The sequence below is a fragment of the uncultured Winogradskyella sp. genome (assembly GCF_947495255.1).
Taxonomy (GTDB): Bacteria; Bacteroidota; Bacteroidia; order Flavobacteriales; family Flavobacteriaceae; genus Winogradskyella.
Genome location: NZ_CANLYI010000009.1, coordinates 105,521 through 124,729 on the forward strand (window position 1 = coordinate 105,521; position 19,209 = coordinate 124,729).

16 protein-coding genes are annotated in these 19,209 nt (G+C 31.0%); 10 read left to right on the plus strand and 6 right to left on the minus strand.

The window, feature by feature from the left end; all coding sequences use genetic code 11:
* The first annotated feature begins 37 nt into the window (after window positions 1-37).
* Both Q0807_RS15450 and Q0807_RS15455 read left to right on the plus strand, forming a co-directional pair.
* A complete protein-coding gene (locus tag Q0807_RS15450) occupies window positions 38-2,806 on the plus strand; it encodes a putative LPS assembly protein LptD (RefSeq protein WP_299111382.1) in 2,769 nt (922 codons plus the stop codon).
* A gap of 118 nt (window positions 2,807-2,924) precedes the next feature.
* Window positions 2,925-3,305 carry a RidA family protein gene (locus Q0807_RS15455; RefSeq protein ID WP_299111384.1) on the plus strand — a complete coding sequence of 127 codons (381 nt, stop codon included), beginning with the start codon at window positions 2,925-2,927 and terminating at the stop codon, window positions 3,303-3,305.
* Window positions 3,306-3,313: 8 nt separating this feature from the next.
* Here Q0807_RS15455 and Q0807_RS15460 read toward each other — a convergent pair whose 3' ends face one another.
* Window positions 3,314-5,371, minus strand: coding sequence for a M48 family metalloprotease (locus Q0807_RS15460; protein ID WP_299111386.1), 2,058 nt, complete (start codon window positions 5,369-5,371; stop codon window positions 3,314-3,316).
* 199 nt (window positions 5,372-5,570) lie between these two features.
* Here Q0807_RS15460 and Q0807_RS15465 point away from each other — a divergent pair, with 199 nt between their 5' ends.
* The gene (locus Q0807_RS15465) at window positions 5,571-6,611 is read left to right on the plus strand and encodes a GMP reductase (protein ID WP_299111388.1); all 1,041 of its coding nucleotides are present in this window, start codon (window positions 5,571-5,573) and stop codon (window positions 6,609-6,611) included.
* 17 nt (window positions 6,612-6,628) lie between these two features.
* Here Q0807_RS15465 and Q0807_RS15470 read toward each other — a convergent pair whose 3' ends face one another.
* Entirely contained in the window at window positions 6,629-7,225 is a 597-nt protein-coding gene (locus Q0807_RS15470; RefSeq protein WP_299111390.1) for an ASCH domain-containing protein, read from the minus strand.
* A gap of 30 nt (window positions 7,226-7,255) precedes the next feature.
* Complete coding sequence (locus tag Q0807_RS15475) at window positions 7,256-7,807, minus strand: hypothetical protein (RefSeq protein ID WP_299111392.1); 552 nt, start codon at window positions 7,805-7,807, stop codon at window positions 7,256-7,258.
* 238 nt (window positions 7,808-8,045) lie between these two features.
* Here Q0807_RS15475 and Q0807_RS15480 point away from each other — a divergent pair, with 238 nt between their 5' ends.
* Window positions 8,046-8,819, plus strand: a complete 774-nt coding sequence (locus Q0807_RS15480) for a TIGR02757 family protein (protein WP_299111394.1) — start codon at window positions 8,046-8,048, stop codon at window positions 8,817-8,819.
* Window positions 8,820-8,989: 170 nt separating this feature from the next.
* Here the strand turns inward: Q0807_RS15480 and Q0807_RS15485 are convergent, their stop codons facing one another.
* The gene (locus Q0807_RS15485) at window positions 8,990-10,885 is read right to left on the minus strand and encodes a peptidase M61 (RefSeq protein WP_299111396.1); all 1,896 of its coding nucleotides are present in this window, start codon (window positions 10,883-10,885) and stop codon (window positions 8,990-8,992) included.
* 85 nt (window positions 10,886-10,970) lie between these two features.
* On the opposite strand from Q0807_RS15485, the gene Q0807_RS15490 reads away from it, so the two are divergent.
* The 5 genes from Q0807_RS15490 to Q0807_RS15510 all read left to right on the plus strand — a co-directional run bounded on the left by Q0807_RS15490 (window position 10,971) and on the right by Q0807_RS15510 (window position 16,249).
* Entirely contained in the window at window positions 10,971-11,978 is a 1,008-nt protein-coding gene (locus Q0807_RS15490; RefSeq protein ID WP_299111398.1) for a glycosyltransferase family 2 protein, read from the plus strand.
* Window positions 11,979-12,094: 116 nt separating this feature from the next.
* Window positions 12,095-14,020: a BatA domain-containing protein gene (locus Q0807_RS15495; protein WP_299111400.1), complete on the plus strand. Its 1,926-nt coding sequence runs from the start codon at window positions 12,095-12,097 to the stop codon at window positions 14,018-14,020.
* The gene (locus Q0807_RS15500) at window positions 14,017-15,270 is read left to right on the plus strand and encodes a dihydroorotase family protein (RefSeq protein ID WP_299111402.1); all 1,254 of its coding nucleotides are present in this window, start codon (window positions 14,017-14,019) and stop codon (window positions 15,268-15,270) included. The genes Q0807_RS15495 and Q0807_RS15500 overlap by 4 nt, the downstream gene beginning before the upstream one ends.
* Window positions 15,270-15,602, plus strand: coding sequence for a hypothetical protein (locus Q0807_RS15505; RefSeq protein WP_299111404.1), 333 nt, complete (start codon window positions 15,270-15,272; stop codon window positions 15,600-15,602). Before Q0807_RS15500 ends, Q0807_RS15505 begins: the two co-directional genes overlap by 1 nt.
* 2 nt (window positions 15,603-15,604) lie before the next feature.
* A complete protein-coding gene (locus Q0807_RS15510) occupies window positions 15,605-16,249 on the plus strand; it encodes an alpha/beta hydrolase (RefSeq protein WP_299111406.1) in 645 nt (214 codons plus the stop codon).
* On the opposite strand, the gene Q0807_RS15515 is transcribed toward Q0807_RS15510, so the two are convergent.
* Window positions 16,246-16,752: a hydrolase gene (locus Q0807_RS15515; RefSeq protein WP_299111408.1), complete on the minus strand. Its 507-nt coding sequence runs from the start codon at window positions 16,750-16,752 to the stop codon at window positions 16,246-16,248. The genes Q0807_RS15510 and Q0807_RS15515 overlap by 4 nt on opposite strands.
* Window positions 16,753-16,754: 2 nt before the next feature.
* Window positions 16,755-17,516 (minus strand): MBL fold metallo-hydrolase, encoded by a 762-nt coding sequence (locus Q0807_RS15520; RefSeq protein WP_299111410.1) that lies wholly within the window; start codon window positions 17,514-17,516, stop codon window positions 16,755-16,757.
* Between the two features lie 209 nt (window positions 17,517-17,725).
* On the opposite strand from Q0807_RS15520, the gene Q0807_RS15525 reads away from it, so the two are divergent.
* Window positions 17,726-19,180, plus strand: coding sequence for a TonB-dependent receptor (locus Q0807_RS15525; protein WP_299111412.1), 1,455 nt, complete (start codon window positions 17,726-17,728; stop codon window positions 19,178-19,180).
* Window positions 19,181-19,209 lie beyond the last annotated feature (29 nt).

The window sequence follows — 19,209 nt, forward strand, 5'->3', positions numbered from 1 at the left end:
GATTTTAATAAATTAATCACAAAAAATAACTGTACTTTTGGCGTTTCAAAAACCGAGCCATACTTTTACAAAAATACATTTAAAAGCATTGCGTACAAATAGAATAAACATACTTTTTTTCTTGAGTTTTACAGTGTTTATAAACACTTTGAGCTTCGCTCAAGAATTACCCAAACCTAAAGTTTCAATTCCAGCTGAGAAAGAAAAAGACACAGCTTCAATTGCGATAGATTCTATAATAAAACCACCTATTAAGACTACTGAGATTGATTCTACTAAAAAAGACTCTGTAAAGAAAAAGGAGCTTTTAGAAGGTATTGTTAAATATAAAGCTGCGGATTATGTTTCTATGAACCAAAGGAAACAGAAAATCTACATGTATAATGAAGCTGAAGTTATCTATCAAGATATGCAGATTCAGGCTGGTGTAATTGAAATTGATTACAGTAAAAATTTAGTCTATGCTGGTAGAATAAAAGATTCTACGGGTTACTCTCAACGACCTGTTTTTACACAAGGTGAAAATGTAATAGAACCAGATTCTATTGTATTTAATACCGAAACTAAAAAAGCTTTAGTCTTTAACTCTAGAACAGAACAACAAGGTTTTAAAGTATATTCTCCTATTACAAAAAAGGAAAATGACTCTGTATATTTTATGAAAAACGGCCGATTTACAACGGCTGAAGATGAAGAAGATCCAGAATATCAATTTATAACTTCTAAAATGAAGTTGGTGCCAAACAAAAAAGTTATTGTAGGACCAACTTATATGGAAATCTATGGTGTACCAACACCTATTGCGTTGCCATTTGCATTTTTCCCTATGACACAGAAACAGACTTCAGGAATCATATTCCCATCCTTTGGTGAGGATTCTGGTAACGACAGAGGCTATTTTCTGCAAAATGGTGGTTATTATTTTGCAATTAGTGACTATTTAGATTTAGCCGTTTTAGGTGATTATTATACTAATGGTAGTTATGGTTTACGAATTGAAAACAATTATGCGCTTCGCTATAAATACAGAGGAAATGTTAGTTTTCGATATGAAAACCTACTGAATAGTGAACGTGGTTTTTCGGACTTTAGCCAAAGTACTATTTACAATATAAGATGGTCGCACAGCCAAGATTCTAAGGCAAATCCTAATGCACGTTTTTCTGCATCTGTAAACTTAGGTAGTAGTTCTTATTTTCAAGAATCTGTAAACCAACTGAATCAATCTAGTTTTTTAAATAATACGTTAGCCTCATCTGTTTCTTATTCAAAAACTTTTGTTGGAGAACCTCAGGTTAATCTTAGCTTAACAGCAACACATAGCCAAAACACAAATACAGGTGATATAGATTTAACGCTACCTACATTGCAAGCCTCTATGGGAAGAGTTTACCCTTTTGCTCCTAAAACCGGATCAAAGAAAGGTATCATTCAGAATATTAATTTTCAAGTTACGACAAGAGGAGAATATTCATTTGATACCAACGATTCTATCTTCGGAACAAGCGAAATGTTTGACGATGCTGAAATAGGCATGAAACACACAATACCATTAACTACAAACTTTAAAGTCTTTGATTATTTTAGTGTGAGTGCAAATGCTAATTTAGAAGAAAACTGGACGTTTAAAACCGTTAGTAAATATTATAACCAAACCGATGAAGAGGTTGTATCAATTGACCAAAATGGATTTGACCGTTTCTTAACGTATAACTTTGGTGCAAGTGTTGGTACTACCATTTATGGTATGTATAATTTTGAAAAAGAAGGTAAAGACCCAAAAATACAAGCTATTAGGCACGTCATGAGACCATCTTTAAGTTACTCTATAACACCTGCTTTTGACAATTATTATGAAACTTACGATGTTATTGATGCAGATGGTACCACCTCTGAAGTTGAGTATACACGTTTTGAAAACTCATTATATGGTAGTCCAGGAAATAGATATTCTAGTAGTATAGGGTTATCATTAGGAAATAATCTTGAAGCTAAAATAAAATCTAAAGATTCTACAAAAACTGAACCTGAAAAAAGATTTATATTAAATAATCTTAACTTCTCTACGTCTTATGATTTGGCTGCTGACTCACTTAATATAAGTCCTGTGAGAGTTAGTGGAGGAACTCAAATCTTAGACAATAAGATGAGTATTAATTTTGGGATGACGTTAAACCCATACGCTTTAGATAGTAATAATAATGTAATCAACACATTTAACGTTAATAATGGTGGTAGCTTATTCCGTTTAACATCAGCAAACTTAACTATGAGTTATACGTTATCTAATGAAAGTTTTTCTGGTGACGAATCTGCGCAAGAGAGTTCATCTTCTAGAGAGTCTGCACGTTCTGGAGGACGAACTGATGACTTATTTGGTAAGTCTGAAGATTATGCAGACAAACGACTATCTGATGATGACAAGAATAAAGAAGATAAAGAAGAGAAAAATGACTTCTATAACTATAAAATGCCTTGGAGTATGAGATTAGCATATTCTGCAAATTATGGAAATACAAAACGAGAGAATGCCATTTCATCGCACTCCTTAATGTTTTCCGGCGATATAGATTTATCTCCACGCTGGACAGTTGGCGCATCTTCTGGGTATGATTTTTTAAATCAAGGGTTCACTTACACGCAATTGCGATTTGAACGTGATTTATTAAGTTGGCGAATGAATTTTAGTTGGATTCCCTTTAGTGATCGTAGCTCTTGGAACTTCTTTATTGGTATTAAATCTAGTTTGCTTAAAGATTTAAAATACGATAAGCGCCGTCAATCTGACAAAACAGTCGGAAATTAAAAAAGAAATTCCCAATTTACTTTTATTAAAATTTATATTAAATTTGAATTAATAATGGATTCCTTTTTTAGGGAATTTAATACGGATTCAAATTTAAAATAAGCAAAAGCAATTTAAGATGAAAAAAATTATAAATACTTCTAAAGCACCAGCTCCAATAGGACCATATAACCAAGCCGTTTTAACAGGAAACACTCTGTATACTTCAGGTCAAATAGCATTACATCCTGAAACTATGGAATTGGTTAATGATGACATTAAAACAGAAACTAGACAAGTAATGAAAAACATGAAAGCCGTTTTAGCAGCTGCAGATATGACTTTTGAAAATGTAATAAAATCGTCAATTTTCATTAGCGATATGAATACATTTAAACAAATAAACGAAGTTTATGGTAGTTATTTTGATGAAGCTACTGCACCAGCAAGAGAAACTGTTGAAGTTGCAAACTTACCAAAGTTTGTAAATGTCGAAATTAGTATGATTGCTGTGAAGTAATTAAAAATTTAACTCATTATCATTAATGACTCCTTATAGTTTAGGAGTTGTTTTTTATATTTAAAATAGCCATAATTAAGTAATAACCCATAGTCATTTATAGCTTTAAAAAGTACTTGCAGGTTATCGTCAATATACTTCTCATTACTAAAATAAAGCAATTTTGTTGACGTATACTTTTCAAAATTGCTTTTTATATCTTCTGTCAACTCTACTTCATAAATTGAATTAGATAATAATGCATCAATATGGAGTTTAAGTTTTTTCTCAAATTTATCGCATTCTAAAAAATTAACTTCTATTTGCTTATATTCTGTAGTTTGGCTCACAAATTCTAGTTTATTAAACAAGTCATTTATTAAAGCTAACTTTTCATCATACTCATCTGTAAACTCAAAACAATCATTATAAAGTTCTTTTAGTTGAGTCTGCTTATCAAGGTCTTTTTCTATTTGCAAGAAATAATTGAATATTTTAATATCGTTAGATTTCAATTCGTCCTTTAAGTTAGCCTGCTCATTCTTTATACTTTCTACAAGTTTAAGCGCTTCGTTTTTTACGTAACGATTACCGTCATAATCGAACGTTTTTATTTCAGATTGCTTTTCCGAGACTATCTTTAAAGCTTCTATATCTGCTTCTATGGCAAATGCCTCATAGCACTTATCCACAATTTCATCAGAAAATAGATTATTAAATACATCAGTATTTGTAATTAATATCTCGTTTTCTAAGTTGAACTCTTGTGTATTATAATTATCATAATAGCCATTAAAAATTTTAGAAAAAGTGTTTTCCGCAAAAGCCTCATTAAATTGAGTTTTAAATTTATCAAATCCCAAAACTTCAGGAGTTTCTTTATAAATAACACTAGAAAACATAAAAGACGTCAAGTCTTTTTCTAAAAGTTCAAAATCATTAAACAAGCATTTAGCTAACCTTTTATCAGCACTTACTATCTTCTCCCCTTTCACTTCCATTTCTTTTATTCTATCTTCAACACTAGGATGAGAAGCCCACTGATTTTTTATCACCAATTTAGATTTATTAAACTTGGTTTGTTCATATAAAGTAACCATTGGTAATTTATGATTCAATTCTAAATTATCTATTTCTGAATAAAATGACATTGCATAAAACTGTTCTTTAAAGACATTTGAACTTTTTATGTTAGTATCTATTTTTTTTTCATAAAAACCTACAACAGAATTAAAAGCATAATCTGCCAAATTCATTCTTAATAATGAAGATTTTAACGGCTCGTAACCTGATACTTTTACGGCTATTTCATCTGCGTGAAATTCCATTTCGCGAGATAAACCTAAATAAGCTTTATTTACAATTGCATATAGTTTAACCAATAACCATTGTATACCTGCAACTATTTTCACGGCAACTATTAAAAATAGAGCAAGATAGCCACTAGATTCTGCCCACTTTGCCACCATTTTATCATAAGACTCATTATCAAATAACATATTATGAATAATTTGATTAACATGATAAACATAACTCCCTACTTTCATAGATTTTTGACTAAAATGACCAAACTCATGAGCCAAAATGGACTTTAATTCATCGACATGAATACAATTGACTAAACCAATACCAATTTGCAAATTTTTCTCAATTGGCATAAACATACTCAAAAAACTAGAATCATAAAAAACAGAGGCATTTACATCAGGAGAAACATAAACTTTTTTAGGATACATAGTGCCAATGTCCATTACTAATTCGTCTATCATTTTAAATAATTCTGGATGATCAATTGCTTTAATCTCCTTTAAATGAGAATAATCTATCTTGTTTTTCTTGAATAAGAATTTAACCAAAAATATCAATACAAAAACACCTAAACTCGCTAAACCTACACCAACTGCCAATGTAATAAAATGTGGAAATGAAACTATAAGTCCTAATCCTGCAAAAACACAACCAATCGTTAAGGCGATTGCAAGTAATAAAATAGTGACATAAGCAAACATAAATAGAGCTATAGCATTCACAGCTTTTTTACTTTGCTTTTTAAACTTATCCGTTACGCTTACAGAAATTGCAGACATAGGCAAAAATTTGGTTAGAATTATTATGAGGTAACTAACTTAAGAAATTTCCTATATATACAATAGAAAAAAATTGTTTTACTATAAATTGAATAGCACTATAAACAATTGTTAATAAAACATTTCTCCAAATAATTATTTATGGCCTTGCGGTTTTTAAAGAATTGTACTTTTGGTAGTAACCAAATACTCTTCTAAAATGCGTATAGAACACGATATTAAATTAGGCTTTAAAGATGTAATGATTCGCCCTAAACGCTCTACACTAAAAAGTAGATCACAGGTAACTTTAGAACGCGACTTTAGCTTTTTAAATAGTACAACTACTTGGAAAGGTGTGCCAATAATGGCTGCCAACATGGATACGGTTGGTACTTTTGAAATGGCTTTAGAGTTATCTAAACAAAAGCTATTTACAGCTATTCATAAGCACTACTCTATTGAAGAATGGAATACTTTTTTATCAAAATCACCTAAGCATATTGAAGATTATATTGCCATTAGTACAGGAACAGGACAAGAAGACTCAAACAAACTAAAAGCTGTTTTTAATAGTAATCCGCACTTAAAATTTATTTGTATTGATGTTGCAAATGGCTACTCAGAGCATTTTGTAAACTTTGTACAACAAACACGAAATCAATATCCCAATAAAGTTATAATTGCAGGTAATGTTGTTACTGGCGAAATGGTAGAGCAACTTTTACTCTCTGGCGCAGATATTGTTAAAGTGGGAATTGGACCAGGAAGTGTATGCACAACTCGCATTAAAACAGGCGTTGGCTATCCGCAATTATCTGCTATTATTGAATGTGCTGATGCTGCGCACGGCTTAGGAGGACAAATTATAAGCGATGGTGGTTGTGCTACTCCTGGTGATGTTGCTAAAGCTTTTGGTGCAGGTGCAGATTTTGTAATGCTTGGTGGTATGTTTTCTGGTCATACTGAAAGTGGTGGAGAATTAATAACGCGTAATGGAGAACAATACAAACAATTTTATGGCATGAGCTCTTCTACCGCTATGGATAAATACGTTGGAGGAGTTGCCGAGTATAGAGCTAGCGAAGGTAAAACTGTTGATGTTCCGTATAAAGGTGACGTAAAAAATACATTGCAAGATATTTTAGGCGGTTTACGTAGTACTTGTACTTATGTTGGTGCAGAACGTTTAAAGGAATTAACAAAACGCACTACATTTATACGTGTAGCAGAACAAGAAAATCAGGTTTATAATCCTTAGTTTTAAGCTACTGATTCTTATTGTTGGCGATTCCAGATGGTTTCAAACCATTCGCAAACTACTAACATATCTTCAGTAGGTTCTTCTTCACTATCTTCAAATACATTAGAAAAAAAATCCCAATGTACTTTTTTCCATTGCTTTAGAGGTTCTTTGTGAGTTCCCATATCTAATTCAGCATATCTCTTTGTAATTTCATTAAATGGTATGGTATCCACTTTTACGATTTCAATTATAGCTTGTGCTTTTCCTGAAAAATTTGTGATGATATGTTTGGTTCCTGCTTCTGGTAAATCTGCTTTTGCTTCTTTATACTTATAATATAAACCAGAACTAGCTTTCTTTTTACCAGTTACAACCAAGTCTGCTAAACGATTAGCATCTGCTTCATTATTATGAAAAAACCAAGAATCTGGTAATTCGTCATTTATAAATTTAGCGTTAGACTTAGTATAGCGATTCCAAATGTCATAAACACTTTGGTCTATTTGATTTTCAGTGTTAATTTCTGAAACTTTTTCTATTTCAATTTCTATTTCAGGTGAAACCTTTGTTCTAGTTTCATTTTTACAGCTAACAATGAAGACAAGTAGTATGATGATGATTATTTTCATGGATAAATGATTTTAATTTCGATTGATTAACTATTCAAACTTTCTTTTTTCTTCATTACCCAAAAAAGGCCTAAACCATTCCATATAACTAAAAACGGTTTCTCTAAGGTGATACATCAAATAAATACCAACAGAAAGAACTATACTATACATACTTACAAAAATCATGATATACTTGTAATCAACGTTATAATAATAAAGACTATTCATTTCAATAAATGAACCTACTATAGTAAGGGAAAACCAAATTATACCAATAAGGAAAAATCGACCATCAAATTTCCAAATATTAATTGTAATGTATGTTGATAGAATTATTGAAATAACGATTTCAATATTAAATTCTATGACTAATTCTAAAATTCTAAATAACTCAAAAAAAATAAAAAATCCCCAAATTAATGATAGCAATAAATGTTTTCGTTTAAACTTTTGCCAAAGTAAGTATGATGGTCTTGATGCTAAAATAGTCCTAATTACATCTTCGTTTACATCATCTTTATATTGGTCAAATAGTTCTGATTTTAAATCACCTTGACTTAATCTTGTTATGATTTCAGACTTAATTTCTTTATTACTCAATTATTGTTACTCTATTTTTTCGTTGATTATAAATGTCAATAAAAACTATCGTAATTACCCAAACCAATAAATTTAAATTCTATCGTTTCTGTACTATTTAAGTTCATTAAGAAAATATATTAATTAACTCTAATTAATTCTCAAAGTAAACCTAATAGAATAATAAATTAAAATCTGTTTTTAATTCGAATTTGAAATTCTAAAATAAAGAAAATGTTTTAATATTTTTACATCGCTTATGTCAAAACTCAAAAAATCAGAATTAAAAGACTTCCTAGACGAAAAAGTGGTGCTTTATAACAACCCAAAGTTTATAGAAAGTGATCCAATTCAAATTCCGCATCAATTCTCTAAAAAAGAAGATATTGAAATAGCTGCATTTTTAACTGCAACCATTGCTTGGGGAAACAGAAAGAGTATTATAAAAAATGCTCACAAAATGATGGAGTTATTAGACCAATCGCCTTTTGAGTTTATTATGCAACATCAAGAATCTGATTTAGAAAAATTGAATTTTTTTGTACATCGTACCTTCAACAGTTTGGATTTTACGCAGTTTGTTAAAAGCCTAAAACACATTTATAAAAATCATAAAGGCTTAGAAGCAGTATTTGCAAATTATGCAGAGAAAGATTCCCTTCAACACAGTATCCATCAATTTAAAAAAGTATTCTTTGAAATTGAGCATTTAGAGCGCACCAAAAAACACGTGAGTGACCCTCTTAAAAACTCAGCAGCCAAACGCATTAACATGTTTTTACGTTGGATGGTAAGAAACGACAACCATGGTGTTGATTTTGGTATTTGGAATTCCCTTTCACCATCGCAATTAAGTTGTCCTTTAGATGTGCATTCTGGTAATGTTGCTAGAAAATTAGGTGTGCTTAAAAGAAAACAAAATGATGGTAAGGCACTTGCTGAATTAGACAAAGCATTGCGTCAGTTAGATGCTAATGATCCTGTAAAATATGATTTTGCACTCTTTGGATTAGGTGTTTTTGAAGGGTTTTAAATATTTTTATTTGAAGTCAGTATACCATTCCGACTGAGATACAAAGAGGTATCTGATTATTCTATAGTCAAATAATTATTTATTAAAAAAAGTAAAAAAAAGGCTTACAAAACGGAAGCCTTTTTTATATCATATGAGATTTCTCGCTTTCGCTCGAAATGACAAATAAATTATCCTTTTAACCAAGCAGCTCTTAATGCTTTCTGAGCATCACTAGCATTCTCATCTTCAACGATTGATTCATCAGTTGCGTAAGCTTTTGTTAATGTAGCTTTAATTAGCATAGGTTTTCCATCACGTTCTAAATCCATAGTGATTTCTTGTCCTTCTTGCCATCCAAACATTCCACCAATAACACCTTGTGCATTCGCTAAAGTTAAATCGGTTCCGTTTACTTTCTTAATAACATCACCAGCTTTAACACCTTGAGATTTCCAAAAAGAATTCTTTTCTACCATTGGTGAAAAGAAAATCACACCTTTTTCTTGGTCGCCATCAAAAATAACATTTTGTCCACCTGCAAAAATATAGTTAGTTTCAACTTGAGATTCTCCCTTTTTTAAACCTACCATAGCAAAAAACTCGTCATAGTTAATTGGCACATCACCTTCTACATGTGTTTTTAAGAATCCACCAACACTTGGGTATGTCATTGCTGTAATTTCTGCAATCAAGTTATCATCCACAAATGGCTTTTCCTTACCGTATTTAGCAGATAATTCTTTCATTAAGCTTAGCATACTTCTGTTACCATCACTTTCTTTTCGCATTAAAATATCAATACACATTCCCATTAATGCACCTTTCATGTACACGTTGTAATATTGTGATGCATATGGCTCATCTAATACATTCTCACTCATAATAGTGAAACTCATAGCGTCATCTAAACGTTGAGTAGAAATATCTATTTTAGATTTCATTGTTTTATAAAAAGTAGCTTCATCAACTAAACCTTCATAAACCTGAAAGTGTTGTGCAAAATACTCTGTTACACCTTCATACATCCATAAATGCTTAGAAAATGTTGGTTTATTGTAATCAAAATAATGGACATCTTCAGAATGAACAGATAATGGTGATACAATATGGAAAAATTCATGCGCAACCACATCAATCATAGATGCTTTTAAAGCTTCTAAAGGACTGTTTTCATTAAAAACTACAACTGTAGATGTGTGATGTTCTAAAGCACCAAAACCTTTTGGAGACGTTTCATCACCTTTAGATAAATACACATAAATATCATAACGAGGTGTGCTATTTACATCACCTAAATAGCTCTTTTGAGCTTCCATCATTTTATAAACCGTTTCTTTTAAACTTGCTGCTGTATGTTTTCCTGTTGGAGAATAAAGACTTAAAACAATTTTAATATCCCCAACCATAAATTCTTCAACATCTAATTTCCCATACATCATTGGGTTATCTGTAATGTCAAAATAACGTTCTGCAAAATAACTACTTGTAATTACCGTACCATTTTCACTAGACTTAACGCCTTTATCTTCTAAAGCAGAAGTTCTAACAAAATTTGCTGGTGCAATTACATCTAATGCGTATTGGTTGTTTTTTAAAGAATCGAAATAACCAATAAAACCGTGAAGATTTAATACATAATTATCTTCTTCTATATTTGTTCCGGCAGGAGAAAATGGCTGCTCACCTCCTATACCACCATTGGTTTCAATATCAAACGTATCATTTACATAATACTGTAACTTATCTAATTTAGTTGCTCCTGTAATGGTCCATGTATTATCGTCAACTTTAGTAACAGCTAATTCATTTCCGTCGTAATCTAAAGCTTTAAAATCGTCAACATACTTTCCGAAATCACTAACGGAATAAGTACCTTGTACTACTCTTGGCAATCTATATGTTACTGTTTCTGCTGTAAAGCGACCAGGATTAATAGTTACTGGCACTCTATCATTATTAACAGCTGTTAGATCTAAAGCTGTAACAATAGGATGGCTTACTGCTAAATCATCTACTGTTTGTTTTGCAGATCCACAACCTACTAAAACGACACCTAAGCCAAGCATGGCTAAATAATTCTTCATGTTTAAATTTTTAATTTTTTTATAAGACGCACAAATCTACAATGTGTTACTATTAAAAACCTAAAGGTTTTGTTAAATTCGCATTATGTCGCAACATTTAGTTAGCATTTTAGTGCCTTTTAAAAATACCGAAGCATTTATTGCTGAGTGTATTAATTCTATTTTAGACCAAACTTATTATAATTGGGAAGCTATTTTTATTGATGATAATTCCGATGACAATTCTTACACTATTGTTGAAAACTATTCTAAAACAGATACTAGAATTAAAGTTTACAAGAATAAGCAGTCAGGCATTATAGAAGCCTTAAAAACAGCTTATAAACATTCTTCAGGAAGTTATATAACACGAATGGATAGTGATGATTTAATGACACCTATCCGACTTGAAACCATGGTTAACAGCCTAGAAAAACATGGTAAAAAACATTTAGCCGTAGGGCAAGTAAAATATTTTAGAGCGGATGGACTTAGTGATGGCTTTGCACGTTATGAAAGTTGGTTAAATTCTTTAACTATTCAAGGCCGAAATTATTCGGAAATCTATAAAGAATGTGTGATTCCGTCTCCTTGTTGGATGCTTCATCGCAGTGATTTTGAAGCTTGCAACGGTTTTAATTCTGAAATTTATCCTGAAGATTACGAATTAGCATTCCGGTTTTACAAAGCTAATTTCACTTGTATTCCATGTGATAAAGTATTACTTCATTGGCGAGATTATAGTACCAGAACCTCTAGAACACACGAGCATTATGCTGAAAATTCATTTTTAGACCTTAAAGTAAAATACTTTATAGAATTGAATTATGATGCATCACGACCATTAGCAATTTGGGGCGCAGGACATAAAGGTAAAACCTTAGCTAAAATACTGATTAAGAAAAATATTCCGTTTTACTGGATTTGCGATAACCCAAAGAAAATAGGAAAGCACATTTACGACCAAGAACTATTTAATTTTAATTATTTAGCTGAACTTAAAAATCCGCAAAGCATAGTAACAGTTGCTAATACTAAAGCCCAAGAAGAGATTACAAGCTATTTTGAAATTCAAAACATGAAGTCTATGTTAGATTATTTCTTTTTCTGTTAAATTTCACAGAAGCTGAACGAGGTTATCTCTAATGATTATTTATATTTGAACAATCCAGACCTGCTAGGTTTTTGAAACCTGCTAGGTCTTTAAATTAGCAACTATAATTACAACGAATGCAGTTTAAAAATCCCGAATTACTTTACGCTCTATTTTTGCTGGTCATTCCTATTCTTATACATTTATTTCAGCTGCGTCGTTTTCAGAAAGTTCAGTTTACTAATGTTAAGTTTTTAAAGTCCGTTAAACTACAAACACGTAAAAGTTCGCAATTAAAAAAATGGATTACTTTATTAACCAGAATGCTACTTTTAGCATCTGCTATTATTGCTTTTGCGCAACCTTTCATACCAAACACAGAAGATTTTAACGAAGCGCAAGAAACCGTTATTTATTTAGATAATTCCTTTAGTATGGAAGCTAAAGGGAGTAACGGAACGTTGTTAAATGAAGCCATTCAAGATATTATAAACACGTTGCCTGAAGATGAAACTATCGGTCTTTTCACTAATGATAAAACTTTTAGAAATACAACGGTTAAAGCTTTAAAGAATGATTTAATACAATTAACACATTCGCCAACACAGCTTAATTATGATGCTGCATATCTCAAAGGGAAACAATTATTTTCTAATCAAGGTGCAGCCACACGTAATTTAGTTTTGGTTTCTGATTTTCAACAAAAAGGAAACCTATTAAATTTTGAAGCGGATTCTACTGTTCAGCTTAAATTGGTACAACCAAAATCTACTTTGGTTTCTAATATTAGTATCGATAGTATTTATGTTTCTAATTCAACCTCTGAAACTTTAGATTTAAATGTAATAGTATCTAACGAAGCCAAACCTATAGATAACGTCACCATTTCATTATTTAATGCTGATGTATTGCTCACTAAAAGTGCTGTTGATATTGACAAAGAAGCGGAAGCGACATTTACCATTCCTAACAATAAAGTGATTAATGGAAAATTAATGATTGATGACGCAGGTTTACAGTATGATAATGCGTTCTATTTTAATATTAATAATAAACCAAAAATTAAAGTTTTAGCTATTAATGAAACTGCTGACGATTCCTTCTTAAACAGAATTTATACAGAAGATGAATTCGACTTTAAAAGCTTCAAACTAAATGCACTTAATTTTAATTTAATTCCTCAACAAAATCTTATTGTACTTAATGAATTAGATAACATTTCTAATGCATTAAAAACAGCTTTAATTGCTTTTATAAATGATGGTGGGAAGCTACTAATCATTCCTTCAGATAAAATTGACTTAAATTCTTATAATCAAACACTTAAGAACTTAAACATTAGTGTTTTCACTAAACAAAACACAAACGAAAAACGCATTACAAGTATTAACTACAATCATCCACTTTTAGCGAATGCATTTTATTCTAAAGTCACTAATTTTCAATATCCTAAGGTTGATAAATCGTATCGTTTTTCTTCAAATTCAAACAATGTTTTGTCTTATGAAGATGGCTCGCCTTTCTTGGTAGGCAATTCTAATACTTACGCTTTTTCTTCGGCATTAAACACGGATAATTCAAACTTTAAAAACTCACAATTAATAATTCCTGTGTTATATAATTTAGGATTACAAAGTTTAAAATTGTCTAAATTATATTACACCATTGGTCAACCCAACTCTATTGCTATTCAAACTTCTATTGGACAGGATGATATTTTAACTTTAGATTCTGATGACACTTCCGTGATTCCATTGCAAAAAACCTATAGCAAATCTGTGGTTTTAGAAACCGAAGATTTCCCAAATACAGCAGGAATATTGAATGTAAAAAATAAAAAAAACGTATTAGAAAGATTAAGTTTTAATTACAATAGAACAGAAAGCAATCTTTGTTATTACGATTTAAAGACTTTAGCAAACACAGATACTGAATCGAGTTTAGCAACAACAATCAATAACATAAAAAGTAACACAAATGTTAATGCGCTATGGAAATGGTTTGTTATTTTTGCATTAGCATTTTTAATAGTAGAAATGTTACTTCTAAAATATCTTAAATGAACGCACTCATAAAATCTGCAACCATCGTTGATTCTAAAAGTGATTTTCACAATGAAACGGTTGATATTTTAATTGAAAAAGGTCGTATTTCCAAGATTTCAAAACAGATTACCAATTCTAATAATTACAAAGAAATTACACGAGACAATTTACATGTTTCTCAAGGTTGGTTTGATAGTAGTGTGTCTTTTGGTGAACCTGGTTATGAAGAACGCGAAATTATTAGTAACGGATTAAAAACAGCAGCAAATTCTGGTTTTACTTCTGTAGTACTTAATGCCAATTCTAATCCTGTAATAGATTCTTATGCAGATATTACCTTTGTAAAATGTAAAGCCAGTGGCAATGCAGTGAGCCTCTATCCTATTGGTGCATTAACACAAGGAAGTAAAAGCGAAGATTTAGCTGAATTGTTTGATATGACCAATGCTGGAGCCGTTGCTTTTTACGATTATCAAAAACCAATTTGCAATCCTAATTTAATGAAGATTGCACTGCAATACGCAAGTAATTTTGATGGTTTGGTTTGTTCTTTTCCTCAGGAATCTAAAATTTCTGGTCTTGGTGTTGTTAATGAACATATTAATAGTACAAAATTAGGATTGAAAGGAAATCCGGCTTTAGCGGAAGAATTACAAGTGACCAGAGATTTATTCTTATTAGAATATACGGAAGGCAAACTTCATATTCCGACAATTTCAACTGCTAAATCGGTAGAATTAATCAGAGCTGCTAAAGCGAAGAAACTGAATATAACTTGTAGCGTCGCTATTCATAATTTGGTTTTTACTGATGATGTTTTACATAGCTTTGACACCAATTATAAAGTCCTTCCACCATTAAGAACACAAACAGATTGTGATGCTTTAATTGAAGGCTTAAAAGATGGAACGATTGATATGGTGACTACAGACCATAATCCTATTGATATTGAAGACAAAAAGATAGAATTTGATTTTGCTAAATATGGCACTATTGGTTTAGAATCTGCTTTTGGTGCTTTGCAAACTATCTTTACCACAAAGAAAACAATAAGTCTTTTAACACAAGGTAAATCTAGATTTGGTGTTTCTGAATCATCAATAAAAGAAGGAGAATTAGCAGATTTAGCATTATTTAATCCTGATACTAATTACGAATTTAGTCTTCAAAATATTTCATCCCGTTCTAAAAACAGTATGTTTTTAGGCACAAAATTGAAAGGTGAAACTTATGGCATTATTGCCAACAATAAAATTGTATTAAAATAATGGACCAAAATACTATAGACGAAGGAAAAACTTTAGGTTTAGTAGCTTACTTAACCTTATTTGGCACTTTAATTGCCTACTTTATGAACCAAGACAAGCGTAATCCATTTACTGCGTTTCATATTAGACAAGCTTTAGGGTTAGGATTTCTATATGTAATTATAGGTTTTTTTATTAGCTATTTTGATAGTTGGATGATTACCTACTCTTTCTGGATTTTCTTTTCAGTACTCTTTTTTTATGGGCTTTTTGGAGCCATAACAGGAAAATTAAATAAAATTCCTCTTTTAGGAGATTTTTTTCAAAAAGCATTCAAATCTAGAGAACAATAATTATGTCGAAATTACACTATATCACTAGACCATCTTCACTTAAAGAAAATGCACCTCTGTTAATTATGTGTCATGGTTACGGAAGCGATGAAAACGATTTATTTTCTTTTGCTTCAGAATTACCAGAAGAATTAATGATTATCTCTTTAAGAGCTCCATATGCCATGCAACCTTACGGCAATGCTTGGTATGCTATTAATTTTGATGCTGATAAAGGTAAATGGAGTGATAATGAACAAGCCAAAGAATCAGTAGAAAAAATTGCTGAATTTATTGATTATGCTTGTAATACGTATGCTGTAGATTCTAAAAATGTAACCTTATTGGGCTTTAGCCAAGGTACTATTTTAAGTTATGCTGTGGCTTTAACATATCCTAATAAAGTAAAAAACATTGTAGCTTTAAGTGGATATATTAATGAAGATATTTTACCAGAATCTATAAATAAAGAAGATGTTGCACATCTTAACTTCTTCTGCTCTCATGGTTCTGTAGACCAAGTAATACCTGTTGATTGGGCACAAAAAGCGCCTGTATTTTTAGAAGCATTGGGTATTAACCATGTGTATTCAGAATATCCTGTTGGCCATGGTGTTGCTCCTCAAAATTTCTATGATTTAAAAGCTTGGTTAGAGAAACACATTTAATTGATTGTAGGATACATTAAATATTCTTCCAATTTATATTTAAGATTATTATTCTCATCAATCTCGTAACTTACAATAATTTCACCCCAAAATTGCCCATCTGTAAAGTTTGCAACAATCCATTTATGGTTTAAAATACGGATTTTATTAATCAATATTTTAGACTCTGTAGTTGATACATAAGGAACAATAGGGTGATCGTCACCTTCATAATCATTCATATCAAATAAACCTGCTGCAATTGCAGGTATCAGCTTGTCTGTATTATAACCTTGTGCTTCAAAATAAGTTAAGGCATCCTCATTACCAATGATGTTGAAATAACTCAATTCAAAATTCTCATCTTCTAAGGCCTTCACCCTATTTTCGCTTTCTTTCAGCTTAGTTTTTACTTTAATAATATCTTCTTCATATTTATCAAGAATATTTTTAGAATTCACATATTGAAAAATCAATAATAAAACTGTAAAAATGAATAAATACATTAAAATTTTACTCTTCATATCTAAATGGTAATTTGTAAGTTATCGTATGCTAAAAAAACGTTTTCTGGTAATATTTGTTGTACATCATCATGAAATCCTAAATGATGACTAATATGTGTTAAATAAGCACGTTTAGGCTTTAGTTTTCTAATAAGTTCTAAGGCTTGTTCTAAATTAAAATGTGAAATATGCTCTTTAATTCGCAAAGCATTAACTACTAAAACATCTAAATTTTGAAGTTTTTCAATTTCAGAATCAGCAATGGTTTTCATATCTGTTAAGTAAGCAAAATTATGAAAACGGTAACCAAAGACTTGTAGCTTATAATGTAGTCCGTCAATAGGAATTACATTAAGGTTTCCTGCAAAAAAAGGTTCATTTTTCACTTCTGTTTTTGTTACACTCGGAACTCCAGGATATTTCTCTCCTGTTGTAAAAATATAATCAAAACGTTTTTCTAAGGATTTAAACACGCGCTGATGTGCAAACAAATCAATATCACCTTGTCTAAAGAAAAAAGGACGAATATCATCTAAGCCCATGGTATGATCAGCATGCTCATGAGTAAAAATAATACCATCTATTTTAGTAACCTCTGCTCTGAGCATTTGCTGTCTAAAATCTGGTCCACAATCTACTACAAACGTATAATCCTCCCACTCCACTAAAATAGAAACTCGTAGCCGTTTATCTTTAGGGTTTTCACTTAAGCAAACAGGATGGTCGCTTCCTATAATAGGAATTCCCTGAGATGTACCAGTACCTAAAAATGTAATTTTCAACTTGATTTAGTTTAATCGTTCTTATCTTCAATTAATATTACTGCAATAAAACAATCTTTTTTCTTTTCTATTTCATTAAAATTGAAAAAAATCATCCTAATCTTTTACGATAATTCAAATTAAGTAAGCGATTTGACAAAAATAAACTTATTTTTTTGTTTGCGATAGTAAATTGATACCTTTGCGAAAACGATTGAAACCCAGATCTAATGAAGGACATAACGTATAAAGGTGATACTATTATTGAAAATATACCATCACTAAAAGATAAAGCTTTACGTATTAACTTAAATGCTGATATCTACGGAACCTTTTCCGAGATTGGAGCAGGACAAGAAACAGTACGTCAGTTCTTTAGAGCTGGAGGTGCATCTGGAACTATTGCTAAAGCTATGTCTGCTTACGATAAAGATTTTAGTGATGCCATTTATGGTATTGAAGATGATAAGCGTTATGTAACTGAGGCTAGACTTAGAAAAATGCTAAATCACGAAGTACGCTTAATGGAAGAGCGTATTACAAGAGATAATAATCCTCATAAAATATTTTTCTCATACGCAAATACCGTTGCAACAATTGATTTTGCTAAAAAATACAAAGGTCATGGTTGGGTCGGAATTAAATACCAAGTAGCACCAGACCAAGAGTACAACGATATTATTATACACGTTCGTTTTAAAGAAACAGATGCACGTTTACAACAAGAAACCTTAGGTAAATTAGGTACTAACTTAATCTATGGTGCTTTTTACAAATACAATCAACCACGTAAATTATTACGTTATTTATACGATCACTTAGATAAAGACCAATTAGAAATTGATACTATTAATTTCTCTGGTCCTGTTTTTAAAGATGTAGATAACCGTTTAATGAGTTTACAACTGGTTAAAAACGGAATGACAGATGCCGTAATGTTTGCACCAGATGGTAATAATGTATTACCTGCTCGTGTACTTTACAAAAAGAATATACTTACACTTAGAGGTAGTTTTAGACCAGTGACTAAAGTAAACATGGATATGCTAGAGAAATCTCTAGAGATGTTTGTGAAAGAAAACAAGGTTGAAAAAGAAAAGACGCAAGTAATTTTCGAAATTACTTTATCTAACTTAAGAGCTGAAGGAGAAATTGACGAGCAAGATTTTATGGATCGCGCAAAGCTATTATGTTCTTTAGGCCAAACGGTATTGATTTCTAACTTCCAAGAGTATTATAAATTAGTTGAATATTTTTCACAATACTCGAGAGCAAGAATGGGATTAGCAATGGGTGTAAATAACCTTGTTGATATTTTTGATGAAAAATATTACCGTCATTTAAGTGGTGGAATTTTAGAAGCCTTTGGTAAATTATTTTATAAAGATTTACGTGTTTACTTATATCCAATGCAAAATGAAGATGGTAGCTTAACCACTAGCGAAAACCTAAAAGTGCATCCACGTATGAAAGAACTTTATAAATTCTTTAAATACAATGGAAAAGTAGTAGATATCGCAGATTACGATAGATCTAACTTAACTGTATTTTCAAGAACAGTACTAAAAATGATTTCTAAGAATGAAAATGGCTGGGAAAAAATGTTACCAGAAGGTGTAGCTAAACTAATTAAGGAAAAGAGTTTATTTGGTTGCGAATCTGAAGAAGTAATGCATAAGAATTAATTATCAAATTCATATTTAATAAAAATAAA